This is a genomic window from Olivibacter sp. XZL3 (genome assembly GCF_004368405.1).
Lineage (GTDB): Bacteria > Bacteroidota > Bacteroidia > Sphingobacteriales > Sphingobacteriaceae > Olivibacter.
In genome coordinates, this window is sequence record NZ_SBJH01000032.1 from 50,146 (window position 1) to 71,688 (window position 21,543).

Sequence of the window (21,543 nt, forward strand, 5' to 3'; positions counted from 1 at the left end):
GTGTTAAAGAGAGGACTATACATGCTGCCTTTACTTAATGGTAGTCTGCTTTAAAATGGTTCATCGAAGTTTATAAATTGAACGTGGAAACTCATATACTCGCTGCCACTACAAATAATCGCGACCGTGTACGTCTGGCCGTCTCACTTTTCTATTTTTGTCAGGGCTTGGCCTTCGCCTCCTGGGCCAGTCGCATTCCTGATATCAAAGCATCGCTTCATCTTTCTGATGGGCAGTTGGGGAGCTTATTATTTGCGCTTCCGCTCGGACAGTTGGCTACTATGGTACTTTCCGGTACCTTGGTTACAAAGTTTGGCAGTAAAAAGGTGCTAATTGCTGCCGCTGCCTTATATGTAGTAGCCTTAACCAATCTCGGACTGGCCACCAAAGGCTGGCATTTAGGTGCTGCGCTCTTCCTTTTTGGTATCATAGGGAATATGTGCAATATCGCCGTGAATACCCAAGGTGTTGCCGCAGAAAACTTGTTTGACAAGCCCATCATGTCCTCCTTTCATGGCGCTTGGAGCATCGCAGGTTTCACCGGAGCCCTAATAGGCCTGCTGATGATCAATTTGCACATCGCACCCTATCTGCATTTTTGGATTATTGCGGGTTTGGTGTGGATAAGCATCCTCATTAACAACAAGTACCTCGTTGCAGGTGTCGGCCCCGTAAGTACTGCCAAAAGGAAGTTGTTCTCAAAACCCGAAGGGGCTTTGTTGCAGTTAGGAGTCATCGGGTTTTGCAGCATGGCAACCGAGGGAGCGATGTTTGATTGGAGCGGCGTGTATTTTAAAGATATTGTTAAAGCACCACAGGCCCTTGTACCACTCGGCTATGCGTCCTTTATGGTAATGATGGCCGCTGGTCGTTTCATCGGCGACAAGTTGATTGCCCGGCTCGGCAGAAAAACAGTACTGCAGGTAAGCGGTGTGTTCATATCCACCGGAATGTTTTTAGCCGTATTGTTTCCTTATATAATCACCGCTGTGATTGCCTTTATGTTAGTCGGTTTAGGTGTCGCAACGGTGGTACCAACCGTTTACAGTGTTGCCGGTCGAAACGCTAAAGTGGCACCGGGTATAGCACTCGCCATGGTCTCCAGCGTTAGTTATTTGGGCTTTCTTATGGGGCCTCCGCTCATTGGTTATATTGCGGAACTCGCGAGTTTGAGATACTCATACGCCGTGATCGGTGTTTTTGGACTCGTAATTAGCATGCTGGTAGCGAAAATCAGCGTGATTAAACAATAAAGTTAATGACCAACCGAAGCGCCTACTGCCGCTTGATCACAACTACCATCTCTTTCCCAAAGTTTAGTGCTCGTTTTATAATGCAATTAAATTGCTTTTAATATTCTAATCCGTATTTTTACAGTTGATAGATGTTCGTCATAGCGAATGTAGATGAACAGAGCAATTAATTTTCGTTGAATTAACATAAAATTAAAATGAAACTAAGTTGCTATTAATCTAAACCGCTTAGATTAGCCGTTTAATTTATCCATAGAACAAATTATTCCATGAAACGTAGAGATTTCTTTAGAAATACCGCATTTACCGCCTTAGGCGCTGCTGTCTTATCTCCTGTCCAATCGATTGCCGGTGACCGTTTAATAAAGGGCCGTTCTCATCAAACGCGTAAAGCCAAAAATATTATATTTATGGTTAGCGATGGCATGAGCACTGGCACGTTAAACATGGCTAATCTGCTGCTGCAGAGGAAGGAAGGCCGACAAAGTAACTGGTTAGCTCTTTACGAACGAAACGAAGCTACCCGAGCCCTGATGGATACGGCTTCAGCAAGCTCTTTGGTGACCGATTCAGCCGCGGCTAGCTCCTCTTGGGGCGGAGGAGTCCGCGTGCCAAATGGTTCACTTAATGTAAATGCGGATGGCTCTTTCAATAAGCCTATACTTCAAAAATTCAGAGCGGCGGGCAAAGCGGTTGGTTGCGTTACTTCGGTGCCTATCACGCACGCTACTCCTGCCGGTTTTTGTGTAAATAGCGATAAGCGATCGGACCAACCCGGTATAGCGTTACAGTATCTCGATTTGCGCTTTGATGTGATGATGGGGGGAGGCTTAGAATTTTTTAGTGCCGATACAAGGGAGGATAAGCAAGACCTGTTTGCTAGATATAAGCAAGCCGGATTTACCGTTTTGCAAAGTCGCGGTGAACTGAAGGCACTCGGGGAAAGTCAGAATAAGCCGATATTAGGTGTCTTCCATAGAGATGGCTTACCTTATGCCTTAGACCGGGCCAACGATCGGCAGATGGAGGCAAATACCCCAAGTCTAGCGGAAATGACGAAGGCGGCGATCGATAAGTTAAAAAGCAATAAAAATGGCTTTGTGTTGCAAGTGGAAGGGGGTAAGGTGGACTGGGCAGCACATGCAAATGACGCCGGTGCACTGATTTACGATCAATTGGCTTTTGACGAAGCGATTGGTGAGGCAATGGCATTCGCCTTGGCAGATAAAGAAACGCTGGTTGTGTTAACCACTGATCATGGCAATGCGAATCCGGGCCTCTTTTCCGGAAAGCATGCAGATAGGAATTTCGACCGTATTCAATCATTTAAGCATACGAACGACTGGATTTTGAATGGTATTGATAAAAGTTATACGCCTTCCCGTTTTATTGAGCGCGTTGAATTTGCACAAGGCTATGCGATTACAATGGAAGAAGCCAAAGAGCTGCTGAGTCACTACGACATGCTCGACGGAAGTGGCCTCTATAATCCGCGTAAGCTGCCCTTTAAACAGCTCGGTCAGATACAACAAAAATACTTGTCGATCGGCTGGGGTGCTATGGATCACTCTGCCGATTATGTGGAGTTAGCTATGTACGGCCCGGGAAGCGAGCAGCTGAAGCCCTTTGTTAAAAATACAGAGCTGCATAATTTTATGTTACAAATTACCGGTATCCTTGCTTGATTAGGCGAAGCCTTTGTAAATAAGGCGAAGATGTTTTATCTTGTGTCGATAAATATAGACAGGATGAAAGTAGCTTTCTACAGTGCTCAACCTTATGATAAGTCTTCTTTCGACGAAATGAATACGGAGAAGGCTTATCACTTTCTATTCTTCGATATAGACCTGAACGACCAGACCGTGAGGCTTGCAGAAAGCTGTGATGCGGTCTGTATTTTTGTAAATGACCATGCAACGGCAAGCGTGCTTGAAAAGTTGGCTGCATTAAATATAAAGATTGTTGTTTTGCGATGTGCCGGGTTTAATCAGGTAGACTTGGTCGCTGCAGAGCGTCTCGGTATTCGTGTTTATCGGGTTCCTGCCTATTCGCCGGAAGCAGTAGCCGAGCATGCCGTGGCAATGATCCTAACATTGAACAGAAAGACGCATAAAGCATATAATAGGGTGCGCGAGGGTAATTTTTCCTTAAATCGTTTAATGGGTTTTAACCTGTATGGCAAAAACGTCGGTGTTATCGGTTTAGGGAAGATAGGTCTGGCATTTGCTAAGATTATGTATGGTTTCGGCTGTGAGCTATTGGGCTATGATCCCGTCCCATCGTCTCTTCCAGCTTATGTCACAAAAGTAGACTTCGAGCAACTGCTATCAGAAAGTGACATTATATCGCTGCATTGTCCTCTTTTGCCGAGCACGAAACATATGATTAATGGAGAAAGTCTGGCTTTAATGAAACAAGGTGCCATGCTGATCAATACCAGTCGAGGCGCCCTGGTGCAAACGACGGACATCATTAGCGCGTTGAAAACCGGAAAGGTAGGCCAATTGGGAATTGACGTATATGAGCAGGAAGAGAAGCTGTTTTTTAAAGATCTTTCAGAGCATATTATTGATGATGACGATATTCTGCGGTTGATGGGATTTCCAAACGTGCTGATCACCTCACATCAAGGTTTTTTTACGACAGAGGCACTTGCTGAAATTGCGTCCATTACCTTACAAAATTTGCAAGACGCAAAAAATGGCATTAAAACTGAAAATGCCTTAAGCTAAAAGGCGCCCGTGTTATCTCGTTATAAAGAATGGCTGCCGTTGTTTCACCAGCTACCACACAATTACGTACTTATGGATAAAGGAAAAGCCTTCAACCGGGGAGATTGAAGGCTTCCTAACTAACCAATTATAAACCTAAATTATGAATGACACAAAGATAGTGTACAAAACACACTTTGTCAACTGTCTTTTCCTGCTTTAACATTTCGATGACAATTCAGTCGGACTTCCGAAAAAAAACAAGCCCTGTAGCTTGGGAACCACAGGGCTTGACAAACCCAATATAAACAAAAACCATTGATAAGACTTATAAAAAGCCAAATGGTTACATGCGACCGACCGTTTTTAACATATTTTAACAATTGTGGTGTTTTCCACTTCTCCGCCGTTTACATCGATCCTTTCTATTTGCCCGGATCAAGGTACCCGCCATCTTTCAAGATGTTTGCCCAAAGCCGATAACCTTCGATACGTAGGTGCAGTCCGTCGTGCGTTAAGGAAGCCTTTAGGCGATTATTATCGTCAAGGAAATGCGGATATAAATCAATTAGGTAAATGCCTTTTTCTTTGGTAAGCTTCCGGATCCCTTCATTGACATAAAGGATATGTTCGTCCTTGCCGTAATGATTTTTGAACTTTTCGAAGGAGCTGTTTACGGGCAGTAAAGTCTGAAAGAAGATTTTTGTTTGTGGTGTGTGTTTTTGGATACGGTCGACGATTTTTTCATAGTTATTTAGAATCGTATCGTCCGGTATATTGCGGGAAATGTCGTTAATGCCAATCAATATGAATATCTTTTGAGGTTTACCGGTAATCACATCGTCCAGCCGTTCAAGCACACCAAAGCTTATGTCCCCCGATATGCCTCTGTTGCGCGCCTCAGGGAGTTGCAGCAGTTCGCTCCAATCGATTCCTGCCGTGATACTGTTTCCAAGAAAAATAATGTCCTTGTTGGATTTTGGAAAAGACTTAAATTGATCCACCAAGAGGGGATAAATCGCCGGTCGGTAAGTACTGTCCCAACTTTGTGCCTGTAGCGGCACAAAAAATGCTAATAATAAAAAACTGATTAAGAAATATTTAAGCGTCTTCATGGTTAGTGGTTTGAATTGTGACGAATCTACAAAAAAGATTCATATCCGATCCTATTATAATAGGAGGGGGATGGCTGCTAAAGCCCAAACTCATGGATGTACTGTTAGAAACATCCAAGAAGGTAGGGAAGTTTCTAACAGTTTATCAAGTTATGACTTTTTTTTGCGCAGGATTTCGAAAAGTAACTCAGGCTCGTTGGTCGTAATATATTCTACTTGCTGGTCTAATAGACTTTTCATTTCTTCTGCATCATTCACGGTCCACGCGTTAACGGTTAAACCAACCTGATGCGCGTCCTTGATCCATGATGGATTCTTCTTGAAAACACTGAAGTGGTAATCGATGCCTGTGTAGCCATCCTTTTTTACCTGAGCAGGTTCGATATCTCCATTTAAGTAAGCAACTTTCGCCTTCGGATCCAATTGGTGAATGAGCTTGCCGGCATCGTAATCAAAACAGATATATTCGACCCATTTTTCCGCGCCTAGTTTTTTTACTAAATCGACCGACATTTTGGTGAGCTGGAGCGTGCGTTCCTTGCCTGCTTTAGCTGTTTTTATTTCGAAAATCAGCTTGGTTTTTTTTTGCTTCATCCCTTCGCGCAGGTACTCTTCAGCGGTTGGGATTTTTTCTCCGTTGGGATGTTTTTTTGCCAATAGCTCCTGATAGGTGGCCGACTCAATATCGATTCCGTAAAAGTCTTTATCGTGGTTTACCACCATTATATCATCTTTTGTCAGATGGACATCGAATTCCGAACCGTGGCAACCCAAAGCCGCCGCATGGTTTAAGGAGGCAAGTGAATTTTCAGGCAAGTTCGCCTGTTTCCAGGCGCCTCGATGGGCAATTACCACATTCTTGTTGAATTGGGCATAACTACTTTGCATAAAGGCAAATAAATAAATTGTGGCAATTAAGAAAGCGTGTTTTTTCATTGTGTTGTTAAATATTAGCGCATCTCTTCGGATGGATTTACAAAAGAGCAATAAATTGGACGCTTATTCAAATAAGGAATGTTAATTTATTGTTCATCTTTAATTAATTGTCCGTTAACAGCTTGATTGATTTTTAACTGGACTTCCAATTAGGTCGGTTCTTTTCTTAGCGAAGTACCAAATAAATGGCGCAAGCTAAGGAAGCTCCTAATAAGGGGCCTACCACGGGAATCCAGGCATATTCAGCGTTGAATGGTGCCTTGTTCGCTATAGGCAGAATGGCATGGATAATGCGCGGTCCCAAATCACGCGCTGGATTGATGGCATAGCCCGTAGTGCCTCCTAAAGACAAACCGATCACCCACACGACGAAGGCTACCGGTATGGCCCCGATGGAACCAAGGCCAATGGGCGTCTTTGTCTGCTCAATTGCGATTTCTCCGTCGGTAAAGAAAAAGACGGCTAAGATGAGCACAAATGTCCCGATGATTTCACTGAGTAGATTAGTCGGCAGATTTTTTATCGCCGGGGAGGTACAAAAGACCGCTTGTTTGAGAGCCGGATCATCGGTCGCCACAAAGTGATCCCGGTACATCAGCCATACCAAGAAAGCTCCCGACATGGCGCCGATAAACTGTGCAGCTACATATTGAGCGGCTTCAATAAAACTTAAACTTTTTGTAATCACCATTGCTAAGGTAACGGCAGGGTTCAAATGGGCGCCGCTGTAAGGACCGGCAATCACCACAGCTGTAAATACAGCGAGTGCCCAGCCAGTGGTAATAACTATCCAGCCACTATTATGCCCATTAGTGCCCTTGAGAAGCACATTTGCCACGACGCCGCCACCTAATAAAATCAGTATAAGGGTGCCCAGAAGTTCGGCTATAAAAGGTGTCATAATTTAATTGTTCGTTTCTTGGTTGTTTTGAGCCTACCTTTCTTCCTCCTTTGCCCATGCTTTTGCGGCATTAACCGCACGGTGCCAGTTCTTCATATGGTTCACAACGTCGGTTTCGTTATCCGGCTCAAATGTCTTGTCAATCTGCCACTGATCTTTTAAATCGTCCATGTCTTGCCAATAGCCGACGGCCAGTCCGGCGAGATAAGCCGCTCCGATTGCGGTGACTTCAGTGATTTTTGGGCGTACGACGTCGGCCTGTAAAATGTCGGCCTGAAATTGCATCAGTAGATTGTTGTTGGTGACGCCGCCGTCTACGCGCAATTCGTGAATTTCTTTTTGTGCGTCCGCTTCCATGGCTTTTAATATGTCAACCGTTTGAAATGCGATCCCCTCCAATGCCGCTCGCGCGATATGTGACGCGTTGCTTCCTCGGGTCAAACCGACCATCGTGCCCCTTGCATAGGAATCCCAGTGGGGCGCCCCCAATCCTGCGAAGGCCGGAACTAAATATACACCGTCGGTATCTTTTACCTTACTTGCTAGTGCTTCTATTTCCTCAGACGATTTGATGATGCCCAGCCCATCGCGAAGCCACTGTACAATGGCTCCGGCTATAAAAATGCTTCCTTCCAGTGCATAAGTAACCTGATTGCCGATTTGCCAGGCGATGGTGGTTACTAAGTTGTTTTTAGAAAGAATGGGTTTGTTCCCGATGTTCATTAACATAAAGCAACCGGTCCCATAGGTGTTCTTCACCATTCCCTCGGTTGTGCATAATTGGCCGAACAGGGCAGCTTGTTGATCGCCAGCGATACCGGCAATCGGAATCGGATCAGTGAATATTCTTTCGACGGTTTTTCCGTATACCTCGCTCGATGACCGCACCTCGGGCAGCATGCTTTCGGGTATCTCAAAAAGCGCTAGTAATTCTGGGTCCCATCGCATAGCTGAAATATCATAAAGCATCGTACGGGAAGCGTTGGTTACGTCGGTTACGTGCTTTTCACGGCCTGTCAGATTATAGATAAGCCAAGTATCCACCGTGCCAAATAGTAACTTTCCGTTTTCCGCTTTTTCTCTTGCTCCTTCTACATTGCTTAAAATCCAACGGACTTTAGTAGCCGAGAAATAGGAGTCGATAAGCAGACCAGTCTTTTCTTTGATCAATTTTTCATGCCCCTGCTGTTTTAGTTCATCGCAATAAGAGGCTGTTCGCCTGTCTTGCCACACAATGGCGTTATAGATCGGCTTGCCGGTGTCACGGTCCCATACAATGGTTGTTTCTCTTTGGTTGGTAATACCAATGGCGGCAATATCGGCCGACTTAACTTCACCTTTTACTAAGGCTTCTGCGATGACGGAAATTTGGGACGACCAGATTTCCCTCGGATCGTGTTCAACCCATCCCGATCGTGGATAAAACTGCGTGAATTCTTTTTGGGCGATTGATACGATTTCGCCCCGCTGATTGAAAATGATTGCCCGTGAGCTTGTTGTCCCCTGATCGAGTGATAGTATGTATTTTTTTTCGGTCATATTGTTTTATAATTTTCGTTAGCATCATCGCTGCAGATTAAGCTAAGTATCCATTAGCGAGCGTATTGAATTGTGTCAGTTGCTGCTCCACCCAATTCGTATCCTTATCTAATTGCTGTGCCATTGATTGGGCAACTGCGGGAGCCATTTCTATAGCGGCCTTTGCATCAAGAAAAACCATGCGCATTCGTCTAGCGAGTACATCTTCAACCGTTCGCGCCATTTCTTCACGAACAGCCCATTGCACTTCGGCTTTGATATGCGGGTAGTTTGGGTGCAATTTCTCTCCTAAACCATTCTCTGCCGTTACCAGACTTTTGATTTTTTGTGCGTCTGTACCATACACGGCCCAATGACCACTTTCGTTCGATCCGGCCGTTGCGCCATGAATCTTTATACCAATTGTTTTACACGGATGGAATGGGAGATTTGCGGTTTTAATCGCTTGATTTACGGTATCTTCTGCCATTTTTCGGTAGGTGGTCCATTTGCCGCCCGTAATTGTAATGAGTCCGGATTCGGTCACGAGTAACTTATGATCACGGGAGATTTCTTTGGTGCTTTCCTTTCCGTCTTTTGGTGCCGCTAAAGGCCTTAAGCCGGCAAATATGCTTAATGCATCTGCTCGCGTCGGTTTTTTTTCCAGATATTGCCCAGCGGTTTTTAAAATGAAATCAATCTCTTTGTCAAGAGCCCGCGGTTCTAAGTTGTGTTGATTGAGCGGCGTGTCAGTAGTTCCCAGCACCAGCTTGTCGTGCCATGGCACGCCGAATAGCACCCGGCCGTCGCTGGTTTCGGGGATCATCAGTGCGCTTTTACCCTGAAGGAAGGATCGTTGGACGACTACGTGGACGCCCTGGCTCGGCCGTACTATTGGCCGATGATTTTGTTGTTCGAGTGTGAGGATGTCGTCTACAAAGACACCCGTGGCATTAATCACGGCTTTCGCCCTTATGTCGTATGCCTCTTTGCTTTCTTGATCGACTACCGTAAAGCCTTTGATCTTTCCTTTATCATCTTTATTTAAGCCGATAACCTTTGCGTAGTTGAGCAGTGTGGCTCCATACCGAGAAGCAGTTTGAGCTAGATTCACCGCGAGTCGCGCATCATCAAACTGGCCATCGTAATATTCGATGCCACCCTTTAAATTCTTTGCCTCTATGCCCTGAACCAGTTGTGTGACTTTTTCTTTCGATAGCAACGATGACTTTCCGATTCGATATTTGCCAGCCATCCAATCGTAAATTTTGAGACCGACTAAGAATTTTAATTGGGCAAACCAGCTATAGCAGGGAATAACAAAGCTTTGGGCATGTGCTAAATGGGGGGCGTTTTTGAAAATAATCCCCCGCTCGCGGAGCGCGCCAAAAACCAGTTTAATGTCGCCCTGTGCGAGATACCGTACCCCACCATGAACCAATTTGGTGCTTCTGCTGGACGTGCCTTTGGCAAAATCGGCTTGCTCTACTAACAAGGTTTTGTAGCCACGACTAGCTGCATCTACGGCTATGCCGAGGCCAGTGGCCCCGCCTCCAATGATGGCCAGGTCCCAAACGGCTTCCTGACGTAGCTGCTCTAAATTAATCTTGCGATCAAATGGATATTGATGAACGGTTTCTTCTTGCATGTGAATGGCCAATTAGCGTGTTTTTTACTGTGTTCAATTGGTTGGTATAACAAAGTTAATTTAAGTTTTTGGAAATCAAAAATAAATTTTCGAAATCATTTCGAAATAAAACGAAACAAATTCATGTACTTGCCTTTTCGAGCAAAAAGGTTAATTTAGCGCAAAATAAATGCTATGAACAGTGTAGAGCGTCACCAATTTATTCTTAAGCTGCTGCAGGAGAAAGGATCTATCAACGTATTAGCGCTTGGAAAGGAGCTGGATGTTTCTACCGTGACGATCAGAAAGGATTTGAAATTGTTGGAAGAAAGGCAAATGCTTTTCCGTACGCACGGAGGCGCTACCTTAAACAATCCATATACTATCGACCGATCGGTAATTGAAAAGGAGAAATTGCAATACGAAGAAAAAGCGCTCATAGCGGCAACCGCGGCTTCAATGGTGGCACCGAACGACTCGATTATTATTGCTTCTGGAACAACGGTTTTAGCCATGGCGCGACAGATTCACCCGCAAGGAAGCCTGACAGTCGTTACATCGGCACTTCAGGTGGCCATCGAATTAAACAGACACCAAAACGTGGAAATCCTACAGCTCGGTGGCATGATGCGGTCGAGCTCCGCTTCTGTTGCCGGTCCGTATGCGGAGCGGATTTTGGACGACTTTTTTTGTAGCAAATTATTTCTGGGTGTGGATGGAATTGACCCGGAATTTGGTTTAACTACTACCAGTGGTTTGGAAGCTCATTTGAACCGCAAAATGATTGAAGTGGCGCAAAAGACGATTGTGCTGGCTGATTCAACCAAATTTGGGAAGCGTGGTTTCGGTAGAATCTGCGGATTCGATGAAGTCGACGAAATTATAACCGATGAACATATTCCTCCCCACATGCTGAAAGAACTTGAGGGTAGGGGCGTGAAGGTGACTGTTGTTTAGGGAATAGCCAACTAAAAATCATACCATTTTTTTTGCAACAATGAAATGTGGATTAATCCACCTGTGTTGAAAATTATTTACACCGATTCTAAATGTTAAGGTGCACCTTTGCACTTACCCTCATTTTACAAAAAAAATAATAAGGCTATGATAAGAGTGATAAAATTCGAAAAAGATAATTGCGCGCCATGCAATATGGTGTCAGAATTTTTAGATAATAAGGGTATTAATTACGAAAAGGTGAATCCTTTTGAGAATCCTGAAGTAGCCATACAATTCAGGGTTCGCACGGTCCCAACCGTTATCGTTACCAAAGAAAATGAAGAAGTAAAACGTATAATTGGTTTTAAACCAGAAGAATTAGTAGCGATCAGCAGTCTGCAGCAAGCGTAGATGAAATCTTCGGTATGCAACATTGGATTTATTATGACAGTAAAACGGGAAATGTAGATCGATTTGTGCATAAACTAGAAGCCTGCACGGGTTGGTCGATCCGCCGCATTTCCGAAGATTTGTCGATTTCGCAACCGGGCCATCTTATTACCTTCACTACAGGAAGGGGGGAGGTGCCCGCCGTTACGGATAAATTCATGCGGCAAAATCACAATTTGATACAGAGCGTTTCTGCCAGCGGTAATAAGAATTGGGGAATGAACTACGGCAGAGCGGCTGATACTGTTGCGGCTATCTACCAAGTTCCCGTATTATTTAAGTTTGAACTCTCAGGCACAGGCGCTGATGTTCAAAAATTTATTAACAAGATAAACGAATACCATGAACACCACAGTAACAAAAGATGGCAACATAGCCAAGAAGTGGATACTCCTGAATAATGAGATCATGACGAAAGACGGAGACGATTTTCGTCTTTATAAGGATAAGGAAGCGGTAAGGTCATACTTTTTAGACTATGTGAACAAGAACACGGTGTTCTTCTATACCTTAAAGGAGAAGATAGATTATTTGATTGAAAACAAATATTATATCAACTTCTACGAACACTACTCGTTCGAACAGATGAAGGAGGTGTACGACTTTGTATATGCTAAGAAGTTCAGATTCCCTTCCTTCATGAGCGCTTTCAAGTTCTTTCAAAGTTATGCCTTGCGAGATGACAGCGGCGAAAAATTCTTGGAGCGGTACGAGGATCGGGTGGTATGCGTTTCGCTGTATTTGGCGGCGGGCGACTTGAATCGTGCATTGGAATATGCGGAGATTTTGATCAATCAAGAATATCAACCCGCTACACCGACGTTTTTGAATGCGGGTAAGCTTCGTTCGGGAGAACTTGTTTCTTGTTTTCTAGACGAGATAGGCGACAGCTTGAGCGGAATCAGCTATGCGATTGATGAGGCCATGAAGCTTTCATCCATCGGCGGCGGTGTATCTTTTAACATTTCGAAGGTTAGAGCGCGCGGAGAGGCTATCAAAGGAGTAGAAGGTCGTTCGAGCGGCGTATTGCCGGTGATGAAAATAATGGAAGATACCTTCTCTTATGCAAATCAATTAGGGCAGCGCCCAGGTGCCGGAGCGGTATATCTGAACGTTTTTCATAGCGATATCGAAGAGTTTTTAGATTGTAAGAAGATCAATGTGGATGAGAAGTCGCGCATTAAATCCCTGTCTATCGGCGTTATTATTCCCGACAAATTTATGCAGATCGCCGAACACGACGAGGTTTGTTATCTTTTCTATCCGCATACGGTGTTTCAAGAGTATGGCCAGTACCTCGATGAACTCGATATGACGAAGATGTATGACGAGCTGGTAAGCAATCCAAAAGTGAAGAAGCGCAAAATCAACGCACGCCATCTTTTGATAAAGGTTGCACAGACACAGAAAGAAAGTGGTTACCCTTACCTTTTCTTTAAGGATAATGCGAACCGGGGACATGCCTTGAACGGTGTTGGCTCCGTTAAATTTTCGAACTTATGTACGGAGATTATGCAGCTATCAGAAGTGTCTGATATCACGCCTTATCATCAGGAAGACACGATCCGCTATGGTATCTCCTGTAATCTCGGTTCCTTGAATATTGCGACTACCATGGAGAATGGCCGGATTAAAGAGGTGGTGAAAACAGCAATGCGGTCGTTAACGGTTGTGTCTGACATGACGGACATTAAAATGGTTCCTACAATCCAAAAAGCGAATCGCGAGTTACATAGTGTCGGACTGGGAGCAATGAATTTGCATGGTTTTCTGGCGAAGAACTTTATTACCTATGAAAGTAAGGAAGCGCTCGATTTTTGTAACGTGTTCTTTATGATGGTGAACTTTTATTCTTTGGAATGTTCTATGGAGATAGCAAAGGAGAGAGGGCTTACTTTTAAAGGCTTTGAAAACTCGGATTACGCAACCGGCGTCTATTTCGATAAGTATACTAGTACGGAATACAATCCCGTAACAGACCGCGTGAAGGAATTGTTCGATGGCATAGAGATCCCTGACCGTGCCGCTTGGGAACAACTAAAACAGCAAGTGATGCAACATGGCGTATACCATGCTTATCGAATGGCGATTGCACCCAATCAGTCTACTTCTTACATTATGAATGCGACCGCGTCGGTTATGCCGGTAGTAGACACCATCGAAGTGCGTGAGTATGGAGATAGTACTACCTACTACCCAATGCCTTATTTAAATAACGATAACTATTTCTACTATAAATCAGCCTACGATATGGATCAAAAGAATGTATTGCGATTGATTTCCGTTATACAAAGGCATGTGGACCAGGGTATTTCAACCATTTTGCATACGAATTCAAAAGATACCACGCGGGATCTGGCGAAGTACTATATCTATGCCCACAAAATGGGATTGAAATCATTATACTATACGCGCACCAGAAAGGCGTCTATTGACGAATGTATTTCTTGCTCGGTTTAATCGGTTGCTGGTTGCGAGTTGCCAGTGATTTATTTAGCCTTGCAATTTGTGACTGCATCCACTACAAATGAATATCAATTTTTGGGTTATGCGTTAAGGTATTTCGCAACTCATAACCCACAACTCACAACTCTGATAATGAATCAATATAAAGCAGTCAATTGGAACACGCCCGAGAACGACTACGTTGGCATGTTTTGGGAACAGAATATTAGGCAGTTTTGGATCGATACTGAATACATCCCTTCGAAGGATATTGATGTATGGAAGAAATTAACCCCAGAGATGCAGGAGACCTATAAGAAGGCCTTGGGCGGTTTAACTTTATTAGATACCTTGCAAAGCCATACGGGTATGCCGAAAATATTGGATCACATCGATGGCCTGCAAAGTAAGGCGGTTTTGTCGTATATGTGTATGATGGAGGCCATTCACGCCAAGTCCTATTCGACTATTTTTACCACGGTTGCCAGTACGCCAGAAATCAATGAGCTATTTGAGTGGGTACAAGATAATAAGTATCTCCAGTTTAAGGCCGCTACTATTGACGAATACTACCGATCTTTAGATCAGAAGGAAGTGACCAACGAGGAACTTTATATGTCGCTTGCTGCATCCGTATTGTTGGAATCTTTCCTCTTTTATAGCGGCTTTTTCATTCCTCTTTGGCTTGCCGGACAAGGGCAAATGGTGGCAAGCGCCGACATTATAAAGAAAATCGTCGCCGATGAATCTATTCATGGCGTCTTTGTAGGGCTTTTAGCGCAGGACATTTTCCGAAAACTGCCGAATCAAGAGCAAGTAAAGAAGAAGGTCGTAGATCTGTTGATGCTGCTTTACGAAAATGAATTGAAGTATACAGAAGAAATTTATACAGAGGTTGGCCTTACCGCCGAAGTGAAAGAGTATGTACGGTACAATGCGAATAAAGCGCTAATGAATTTGGGTTTTGAGGAGCTTTTCGAGGTGAAAGAGGTTAATCCCATTGTTTTAAATGGCTTAAACTTGGAAACGACACAGCACGATTTCTTTTCGAAAAAATCGACAAACTACGAAAAGGCCACGCAAATTAGCCATTTGCACGATGAAGACTTTGCGCCTGATTTAAGCTTACCTGTATAGGGTTCTCTCTAGTCCCAAATTCTTGAAGATAAAACCTAATGGCCAAACGTTTGTTATAAAATAAAAATTAAACATCATGGCACATAGAGAATATCTTTTAGCAGAGAATGACGGTACTAACATTGAGTTTTCTGAAAGGGTTGTATCCATAGGAACGGGGACTTATATGATTTATAAAGGCGTTCGTGAACTTTTTAAGCGGCCCTTGTTGGCTTTGGGACAAGTAGCAATAGGCAGTGCATTATTGTATAGGGGGGCGACAGGTACCTGTGACGTGAAGCGAATAATTGAGCGGGAGTATCAAGAGTCTGAAAGCCCGGAATATATCTAAAAAATATAGTTGAAACGGACAGATCGTCCTACGCGGGCGGTCTGCACACTATTAATTTGATGGCCGAATAATCATTGTTTGAAATGAATTATTCGGCTATTTGTTTTGTGGCTATGTAGTAAGGAACTTATTTGTGCATTGCCAACCCGCTTACATACTCACTCCTGCTCTCGGTTTCAAGGGCTCCGGTAGTGGATTCTCTCCTAATATTTCTTTCAGATCGATTTCAATGTTTTTGGCGATGGTAGTCATAGGAGTATCGTTTGGTTTTCCTTCAAACGGATCTTGTATTTGAATCGCTATCTGCTCTATGATCAAAAAGATAAACGAGATAACCAGCGCCAGAATCAGGGTTGCGTAACCCAGTTCCCTTACCATTGCAAAAGGAATCAAACAGGCAAAACTGTGGACCAGCAGCCACGAAAAGTACCCATAAGGAACAGGAAAGGGCGTGTTTTTTATCCGCTCGGCCTTACCCAATTCGTCGGTTAAGCTTTGTAAAATCCTTTCTAATTGCACAAGCAAATAGGTATTAAGCCTCCCCGCTTCATTTAACTCTGAAAGCTGTTTGAGGTTCATCATTAAGAGCGTATTGGGAATGTGTCTTTTCGATTGGATGACTTCATAATCGCTTCGCGATAATAAGCGGTTTAAATGTTCAACGCCACCTTGCCTTCTTAGATGCTTACCCATTGATTCCACGAAGCCTATTTGCCGATAAATTAATGCCCGGGCGATGTCTATGTTCTCTTTCCCCAAGAAGCCCATTACCTCGCGGGCAAACGTCCGCGAATTATTAACCACCGCACCCCAGATGATTCTAGCCTCCCACCATCTTTTGTACGCGGCATCAACCCGGAAACCCATCAGAATTGATAAAGCCGTGCCCATAATCGCTATTTCAGTCTCGGGAATGGTTATCCGCCATCCTAATTCGATGTAGCCGACGCACACGATAATTGATACTAACAAATAAAAAACAATCCATTTGGCGATGAGCCTGAACATATGGGCGGCTCGGACGTTGGTCTCTACAATCATATATTTTCTAATACCGTTACCATAACAGCAAAGCCCGCTTATTGTTTTTACAAACAGAGGCGCTTCTATCGCGCTAAAGATAACAAATGGAAATAGTAGGGACGAAATTAGGCTAATAAAAAAATTTTATATTAGGTTTGTACTGATATAAAAAATGTATGATTCAGTTCTTGAAAGATAGTACCTTTGCTGTAAACGATGTAATCAACCGATCATGGGATGTGTTGAGGAAGCATTATTTCTCAATCGCGGGCCTTTGTTTATCGCTCTTTTTGACATCAAATGTCTCTGGTATCTTAGCGCTCTACTTCCGCCATGTAAGTGACGTGCTAAGCTTATTCATGGCGTTCGTTTTTGTGGTGCTCTATTTCGGTATTCAACTTACTTTATTTAAGTATATATTTCATGTAGTGGACGACACGCAAGAGCAAGTCTCTTTACAGGAAACAATCCCCACAACTAAAGAAATCAGTTATTTTTTTATTGGCATGTTAAGTCTGGTAGCGATTATATTAGCGGCGTTTGCTTTATTGGCCGTCATTATATTGCCCGTAATATATATCTTTAAAAGCACGAGATACGCAGTTGACCTGTTTGCGGTTCTCTCTTTAATCTTTCTGATAAGCTTTATGATGAGAGTGGCTTTTTATCCTTTTTTTATTATTGATCGCCACGAGCGCCCTTTTAAAGCGATTCGCCTCAGCTTTGCTATTACACGGGGCAATTTTCTGAAATTGTTGCTTCTGTTGACTTTTTTGACCATTTTGCATGTGCTGTCTATTTATTTCAATTATCGGTCGTATCCGATGTTATCAGCGGCATTGAGTCTAGTCAACTCTTTTTTGGTGGTTCCGCTCTCTAGTGTGGCAATCGCCTTGGCATATAGGCAGATGATGAAAGACTATAAAGGGGAAGAAGACCCAACATTTATTAAGAATATTATTTGATCGAATCAACCGTTAACTGAGCGTATGGGAATAAAAGCTGCTTTAAGTAAGCCTTTTGCTGCATTTGTGGTAAAGAAAATTAATCGGTGGAAATACCGGGCGGTCGAAGTACAGGAAAAAGTAAGGAATCAATTGGTAGTAGCGGCGGCCAATACCGCATTTGGAAAAGATCATCAATTTGCTGCAATTCAATCCTACGAAGATTTTAAGCGGCAGGTGCCAATAAGGGATTATGAGGGCTTAAGGCCTTATATAGAACGGGTGGTGGCCGGCGAGTCGGACGTCTTATGGACCGGAAAGCCGCTTTACTTGGCAAAAACCTCGGGCACCACTTCGGGCACCAAATATATCCCTCTCACTCGTGAGTCGATGCCGGAACATATAAAAGCTGCCCGGAATGCGCTTTTAAATTATATTCACGAAACGGGGAATACTTCCTTTGTGGATGGTAAAATGATATTCTTACAGGGAAGCCCCGAATTAAATGAAAAGAACGGAATTAAGATTGGTCGGCTTTCAGGTATTGTTGCCAATTACGTGCCTTTATATCTCCAAAAAAATCGGCTCCCGAGTTATCAGACTAACTGTATAGACGATTGGGAAACGAAAGTAGATGCCATTGTTGATGAAACCATCGAGCAGGATATGCGCTTGATTTCCGGGATTCCGCCTTGGGTACAAATGTATTTCGAACGGATTTCGGATCAGTCGGGCGGCAAGAAAATCAAAGATGTCTTTCCAAATTTTAGTCTTTTCGTATATGGTGGGGTGAATTTTGAGCCTTATCGTGCGCGGCTGGAATATATGGTAGGTAAGCGTGTGGATGCTATTGAAACCTATCCTGCATCAGAGGGATTCATCGCCTATCAAGATTCCCAGAAAGAAAAAGGACTTCTTTTACTTTGTGATGCGGGAATTTTTTACGAATTTATCCCTGTCGACGAAGTGTTCAGCGAGCATCCGACGCGACTAAGCCTAGGGGAGGTGAAGCTACAGGAAAACTATGCGGTAATATTGAGTACCAATGCTGGTTTATGGGCTTACAATATAGGCGATACGGTGAAGTTTGTGTCCTTAAACCCTTATCGCATCGTAGTTACCGGTCGGATTAAACATTTTATTTCGGCTTTCGGCGAACATGTGATTGGTGAAGAAGTCGAATTTGCCTTAATGCAGGTAGCGAAAGAAGAAGAGGTCGAAATTACCGAGTTTACCGTGGCCCCTCAAGTGAACCCACCGGCAGGCGAATTGCCTTATCATGAGTGGTTTATAGAGTTTGGAAAAGCGCCTGCAGATATGGAAAGCTTTCGGTTGAAAGTCGACCGGGCTCTGCAACAAAAGAACACTTATTATTTTGACCTCATCGAGGGAAAGGTTCTGCAGCCTTTGGTTATTAGGGAAATGAAAAAGAATACTTTTGTGGATTATATGCGTTCTCTCGGGAAATTGGGAGGGCAGAATAAGCTGCCTCGATTGGCAAATGACCGATCAATTGCAGAAAGAATGGCTCCGTATATTGTTTAATTCGATGGCTGTTAATCCAATGATCATAAAAATCGGTTTCTCTTGTGAAACCGCTGATTTATAGTAGGCCTCATCTTGAGAAGGAGAGGTGCAAATTTATTACGAATGAAGAGAATAGCGATACTGGGTGCGACAGGAAGTATAGGTACACAAGCACTGGAAGTGGCCCGGGAGCGCCCAGATTTTGTCAAGATAGAAGTGCTGACTGCGGCTTGCAATGCCGACTTACTCATTAGTCAAGCATTGGAGTTTTTGCCTAAAACGGTAGTAATAACTGATGAAAGCAAATATCCACTTGTAAAAAAGGCACTTGCAGCTACTTCTATTGAAGTATTGACGGGTAGCGAGGCGTTGAATGAGGTTGTAAAGAGCACTTCGATCGATATGGTATTAACGGCATTGGTGGGATTTGCAGGATTGCGACCTACCGTTGCAGCGATAGAGGCCGGAAAAGATATCGCATTAGCGAATAAGGAGACGTTGGTGGTTGCCGGAGAACATATCATGGCGCTTGCAAAGCAACATCATGTTAAGATCATACCAGTAGATTCCGAGCATTCTGCCATTTTCCAATGTTTGGCTGGTGAGTCCCTTGATTCGGTTGAAAAAATTTATTTGACAGCTTCTGGTGGCCCGTTCAGAGGGCGGAACAAAGACTTTTTAGCGCATATTACAAAAAAAGAAGCGTTAAAACACCCCAATTGGGTGATGGGACAAAAAATAACGATTGATTCCGCATCTTTAATGAACAAAGGTTTAGAGGTTATTGAGGCCAAATGGTTATTCAATTTATCGATAGAGCAAATAGAAGTGGTGGTGCACCCCCAATCCATTGTGCATTCGTTGGTGCAGTTTAAGGACGGATCGTTGAAGGCGCAGCTGGGATTGCCGGATATGAAACTGCCCATTCAATATGCCCTTTCCTATCCCGGCCGATTGGTGAATTCTTTTCGCCGATTTCGCTTCATCGATTATCCGCAGCTCAGTTTCGAGCAGCCGGATTTAGAGACCTTTGCCAATTTAAGACTTGCCTATAGCGCAATCAAAGAAGGAGGAAATATGCCCTGTGTTTTAAATGCTGCCAATGAGATTGCAGTGGCAGCATTTTTGAATGAAGAGATTGGCTTTTTAGAAATGAGCGTAATTATTGAGGAAACGATGCAGGCGATTCCCTTTATTCTTTCTCCTTCATTAAGCGACTATGTGAGCATGGACGAAGAGGCGCGCCGTGTTGCGAAAGAGTTAGTAACAAAAAGAAAAAAAGTATATCAAATAGAAAAATAAAGAATGAGTGGATTAGTTATGGCGGGCCAGTTGTTGCTTGGCTTGTCAATTTTGATTGTTTTACATGAGTTAGGGCACTTTCTGGCGGCCCGAGCTTTCGGGATAAAGGTTGAGAAATTTTATCTATTCTTTGATGCTGGGGGAGTTAAGCTTTTTAAGTTCAATTATAAAGGATGTGAATACGGAATCGGGTGGTTGCCTTTGGGCGGTTACGTCAAAATTGCAGGGATGATCGACGAATCAATGGATACCGAACAGCTTAAAGGAGAGCCGCAGCCTTGGGAATTTCGATCAAAACCGGCGTGGCAGCGACTTATTGTCATGCTCGCGGGTATTTTTGTCAATATCATTTTAGGAATTTTTATATTTTGGATGTTGACGCTCCGCTACGGGGAAACGTTCATTCCAAACGACAGAATGACGGATGGCTTAGCTCCTGGAGTTATCGGTAAACAGATAGGATTGAAAGCAGGCGACCTTATTACGGCAATAGACGGAGAGAAAGTAGTGCGTTTTGAAGATGTCAGGAGTCCGAAGGTGCTGTTAGGTAATACCAAACTGTCGGTATTAAGAGAGGGACAAACGATTGAGTTGATCGTTCCGGGTGATATATTGAATGAGGTTTCTGATTTAGGGATCGATGAATTTGTAATACCTCGTTTTAGAGTGACGCACATAGAAAGTTTAGAAAAGGGCGGGGTAGCCGAAAAAGCAGGTCTAAAATCCGGTGACAGCCTAATTTCCATTAATGGGAAACCTATCATTTTTTGGGATCAGATGTCAGACGTTTTACTGGCTAATAAGAACAAGGAGGCCACCATTGTGGTGTCGAGAGCTGGCAAAGCGGATACTGTGCGCACGAAGATTGATACGGACGGCAAATTAGGTATCTATGCCGGGCGCGATATAGATCGCATTCCGCAAGAACAGATAAAATATGGTTTTTTGGAAGCCTTGCCTATTGGAGCCGGTAAGGCATGGGGATCGCTAACTGACAATGCAAAAGCGCTCGGTAAAGTGGTCACCGGCCAAGTGAAGGCAAATAAAGCTTTATCGGGGCCTGTCGGTATTGCACGCATGTTTGGAGGAGAGGTCGATTGGGTTAAATTTTGGAGCTTGGTGGGCCTGTTATCTATGGCTTTAGCCTTGATGAACATTTTGCCAATTCCAGCATTGGATGGCGGTCATGCCTTATTTTTGATTGTTGAGATTATTAAAGGCAAGCCTTTGAGCGATAAATTCATGGAAAGGGCCCAAATTGTAGGCTTTGTGATTATCGTTGGACTCATGATTTTTGCTTTAGGGAATGATATTATAAAGGCAATGGGCGACAAACTTCCTTGATAATCTGGAAGATAGATAATTTTTAAAATTTATTTGGCAG

Annotated in this window: 19 protein-coding genes; 13 read left to right on the top strand and 6 right to left on the bottom strand. The window is 43.6% G+C overall.

The window, feature by feature from the left end; translation table 11 throughout:
- The first annotated feature begins 83 nt into the window (after positions 1-83).
- From EPX21_RS07965 to EPX21_RS07975, 3 genes are all read left to right on the top strand, one after another.
- Positions 84-1,253, top strand: coding sequence for an MFS transporter (locus EPX21_RS07965; protein ID WP_134089141.1), 1,170 nt, complete (start codon positions 84-86; stop codon positions 1,251-1,253).
- Positions 1,254-1,522: 269 nt separating this feature from the next.
- Positions 1,523-2,938: an alkaline phosphatase gene (locus tag EPX21_RS07970; RefSeq protein WP_134089142.1), complete on the top strand. Its 1,416-nt coding sequence runs from the start codon at positions 1,523-1,525 to the stop codon at positions 2,936-2,938.
- Positions 2,939-3,001: 63 nt separating this feature from the next.
- Positions 3,002-3,985 (top strand): 2-hydroxyacid dehydrogenase, encoded by a 984-nt coding sequence (locus EPX21_RS07975; RefSeq protein WP_134089143.1) that lies wholly within the window; start codon positions 3,002-3,004, stop codon positions 3,983-3,985.
- A 404-nt stretch (positions 3,986-4,389) separates the two neighbouring features.
- Here the strand turns inward: EPX21_RS07975 and EPX21_RS07980 are convergent, their stop codons facing one another.
- The 5 genes from EPX21_RS07980 to EPX21_RS08000 all read right to left on the bottom strand — a co-directional run bounded on the left by EPX21_RS07980 (position 4,390) and on the right by EPX21_RS08000 (position 10,082).
- Positions 4,390-5,079, bottom strand: a complete 690-nt coding sequence (locus EPX21_RS07980; protein WP_134089144.1) for a GDSL-type esterase/lipase family protein — start codon at positions 5,077-5,079, stop codon at positions 4,390-4,392.
- Positions 5,080-5,229: 150 nt separating this feature from the next.
- The gene (locus EPX21_RS07985; RefSeq protein ID WP_134089145.1) at positions 5,230-6,015 is read right to left on the bottom strand and encodes a glycerophosphodiester phosphodiesterase family protein; all 786 of its coding nucleotides are present in this window, start codon (positions 6,013-6,015) and stop codon (positions 5,230-5,232) included.
- Between the two features lie 166 nt (positions 6,016-6,181).
- Positions 6,182-6,916, bottom strand: coding sequence for an MIP/aquaporin family protein (locus tag EPX21_RS07990; protein ID WP_134089146.1), 735 nt, complete (start codon positions 6,914-6,916; stop codon positions 6,182-6,184).
- A 33-nt stretch (positions 6,917-6,949) separates the two neighbouring features.
- Positions 6,950-8,455: a glycerol kinase GlpK gene (gene glpK / locus EPX21_RS07995; RefSeq protein ID WP_134089147.1), complete on the bottom strand. Its 1,506-nt coding sequence runs from the start codon at positions 8,453-8,455 to the stop codon at positions 6,950-6,952.
- A gap of 37 nt (positions 8,456-8,492) precedes the next feature.
- Positions 8,493-10,082: a glycerol-3-phosphate dehydrogenase/oxidase gene (locus EPX21_RS08000; protein WP_134089148.1), complete on the bottom strand. Its 1,590-nt coding sequence runs from the start codon at positions 10,080-10,082 to the stop codon at positions 8,493-8,495.
- A gap of 174 nt (positions 10,083-10,256) precedes the next feature.
- Between EPX21_RS08000 and EPX21_RS08005 the strand changes: the two genes are divergently transcribed.
- The 6 genes from EPX21_RS08005 (at position 10,257) to EPX21_RS08030 (ending at position 15,363) form a co-directional block, all read left to right on the top strand.
- Positions 10,257-11,018, top strand: a complete 762-nt coding sequence (locus EPX21_RS08005) for a DeoR/GlpR family DNA-binding transcription regulator (RefSeq protein WP_134089149.1) — start codon at positions 10,257-10,259, stop codon at positions 11,016-11,018.
- 147 nt (positions 11,019-11,165) lie between these two features.
- Positions 11,166-11,411, top strand: a complete 246-nt coding sequence (locus EPX21_RS08010; protein ID WP_134089150.1) for a thioredoxin family protein — start codon at positions 11,166-11,168, stop codon at positions 11,409-11,411.
- Positions 11,412-11,425: 14 nt separating this feature from the next.
- Positions 11,426-11,851 carry a class Ib ribonucleoside-diphosphate reductase assembly flavoprotein NrdI gene (gene nrdI, locus EPX21_RS08015; protein WP_134089151.1) on the top strand — a complete coding sequence of 142 codons (426 nt, stop codon included), beginning with the start codon at positions 11,426-11,428 and terminating at the stop codon, positions 11,849-11,851.
- Positions 11,793-13,910, top strand: coding sequence for a class 1b ribonucleoside-diphosphate reductase subunit alpha (gene nrdE, locus EPX21_RS08020; RefSeq protein ID WP_134089152.1), 2,118 nt, complete (start codon positions 11,793-11,795; stop codon positions 13,908-13,910). The genes nrdI and nrdE overlap by 59 nt, the downstream gene beginning before the upstream one ends.
- Before the next feature lie 138 nt (positions 13,911-14,048).
- Positions 14,049-15,032, top strand: a complete 984-nt coding sequence (nrdF, locus tag EPX21_RS08025) for a class 1b ribonucleoside-diphosphate reductase subunit beta (RefSeq protein WP_134089153.1) — start codon at positions 14,049-14,051, stop codon at positions 15,030-15,032.
- Between the two features lie 76 nt (positions 15,033-15,108).
- The gene (locus EPX21_RS08030) at positions 15,109-15,363 is read left to right on the top strand and encodes a DUF2892 domain-containing protein (protein ID WP_134089154.1); all 255 of its coding nucleotides are present in this window, start codon (positions 15,109-15,111) and stop codon (positions 15,361-15,363) included.
- 150 nt (positions 15,364-15,513) lie between these two features.
- Here the strand turns inward: EPX21_RS08030 and EPX21_RS08035 are convergent, their stop codons facing one another.
- Positions 15,514-16,404, bottom strand: a complete 891-nt coding sequence (locus EPX21_RS08035) for a bestrophin family protein (RefSeq protein WP_134089155.1) — start codon at positions 16,402-16,404, stop codon at positions 15,514-15,516.
- A 158-nt stretch (positions 16,405-16,562) separates the two neighbouring features.
- Between EPX21_RS08035 and EPX21_RS08040 the strand changes: the two genes are divergently transcribed.
- The 4 genes from EPX21_RS08040 to rseP all read left to right on the top strand — a co-directional run bounded on the left by EPX21_RS08040 (position 16,563) and on the right by rseP (position 21,503).
- A complete protein-coding gene (locus EPX21_RS08040; RefSeq protein WP_134089156.1) occupies positions 16,563-17,351 on the top strand; it encodes a beta-carotene 15,15'-monooxygenase in 789 nt (262 codons plus the stop codon).
- Positions 17,352-17,375: 24 nt separating this feature from the next.
- Positions 17,376-18,875 carry a GH3 auxin-responsive promoter family protein gene (locus EPX21_RS08045; RefSeq protein ID WP_134089157.1) on the top strand — a complete coding sequence of 500 codons (1,500 nt, stop codon included), beginning with the start codon at positions 17,376-17,378 and terminating at the stop codon, positions 18,873-18,875.
- Positions 18,876-18,980: 105 nt separating this feature from the next.
- The gene (locus tag EPX21_RS08050) at positions 18,981-20,159 is read left to right on the top strand and encodes a 1-deoxy-D-xylulose-5-phosphate reductoisomerase (RefSeq protein WP_134089158.1); all 1,179 of its coding nucleotides are present in this window, start codon (positions 18,981-18,983) and stop codon (positions 20,157-20,159) included.
- Between the two features lie 3 nt (positions 20,160-20,162).
- Positions 20,163-21,503, top strand: coding sequence for an RIP metalloprotease RseP (rseP, locus tag EPX21_RS08055; RefSeq protein WP_134089159.1), 1,341 nt, complete (start codon positions 20,163-20,165; stop codon positions 21,501-21,503).
- Positions 21,504-21,543: the final 40 nt, after the last annotated feature.

Coding starts and splice junctions, on each gene's coding strand:
- EPX21_RS07970 (WP_134089142.1), top strand. CDS start 1,523: ATGAAACGTAGAGATTTCTTTAGAAATACCGCATTTACCGCCTTAGGC.
- EPX21_RS07975 (WP_134089143.1), top strand. CDS start 3,002: ATGAAAGTAGCTTTCTACAGTGCTCAACCTTATGATAAGTCTTCTTTC.
- EPX21_RS07980 (WP_134089144.1), bottom strand. CDS start 5,079: ATGAAGACGCTTAAATATTTCTTAATCAGTTTTTTATTATTAGCATTT.
- EPX21_RS07985 (WP_134089145.1), bottom strand. CDS start 6,015: ATGAAAAAACACGCTTTCTTAATTGCCACAATTTATTTATTTGCCTTT.
- EPX21_RS07990 (WP_134089146.1), bottom strand. CDS start 6,916: ATGACACCTTTTATAGCCGAACTTCTGGGCACCCTTATACTGATTTTA.
- glpK (WP_134089147.1), bottom strand. CDS start 8,455: ATGACCGAAAAAAAATACATACTATCACTCGATCAGGGGACAACAAGC.
- EPX21_RS08000 (WP_134089148.1), bottom strand. CDS start 10,082: ATGCAAGAAGAAACCGTTCATCAATATCCATTTGATCGCAAGATTAAT.
- EPX21_RS08005 (WP_134089149.1), top strand. CDS start 10,257: ATGAACAGTGTAGAGCGTCACCAATTTATTCTTAAGCTGCTGCAGGAG.
- EPX21_RS08010 (WP_134089150.1), top strand. CDS start 11,166: ATGATAAGAGTGATAAAATTCGAAAAAGATAATTGCGCGCCATGCAAT.
- nrdI (WP_134089151.1), top strand. CDS start 11,426: ATGCAACATTGGATTTATTATGACAGTAAAACGGGAAATGTAGATCGA.
- nrdE (WP_134089152.1), top strand. CDS start 11,793: ATGAACACCACAGTAACAAAAGATGGCAACATAGCCAAGAAGTGGATA.
- nrdF (WP_134089153.1), top strand. CDS start 14,049: ATGAATCAATATAAAGCAGTCAATTGGAACACGCCCGAGAACGACTAC.
- EPX21_RS08030 (WP_134089154.1), top strand. CDS start 15,109: ATGGCACATAGAGAATATCTTTTAGCAGAGAATGACGGTACTAACATT.
- EPX21_RS08035 (WP_134089155.1), bottom strand. CDS start 16,404: ATGATTGTAGAGACCAACGTCCGAGCCGCCCATATGTTCAGGCTCATC.
- EPX21_RS08040 (WP_134089156.1), top strand. CDS start 16,563: ATGATTCAGTTCTTGAAAGATAGTACCTTTGCTGTAAACGATGTAATC.
- EPX21_RS08045 (WP_134089157.1), top strand. CDS start 17,376: ATGGGAATAAAAGCTGCTTTAAGTAAGCCTTTTGCTGCATTTGTGGTA.
- EPX21_RS08050 (WP_134089158.1), top strand. CDS start 18,981: ATGAAGAGAATAGCGATACTGGGTGCGACAGGAAGTATAGGTACACAA.
- rseP (WP_134089159.1), top strand. CDS start 20,163: ATGAGTGGATTAGTTATGGCGGGCCAGTTGTTGCTTGGCTTGTCAATT.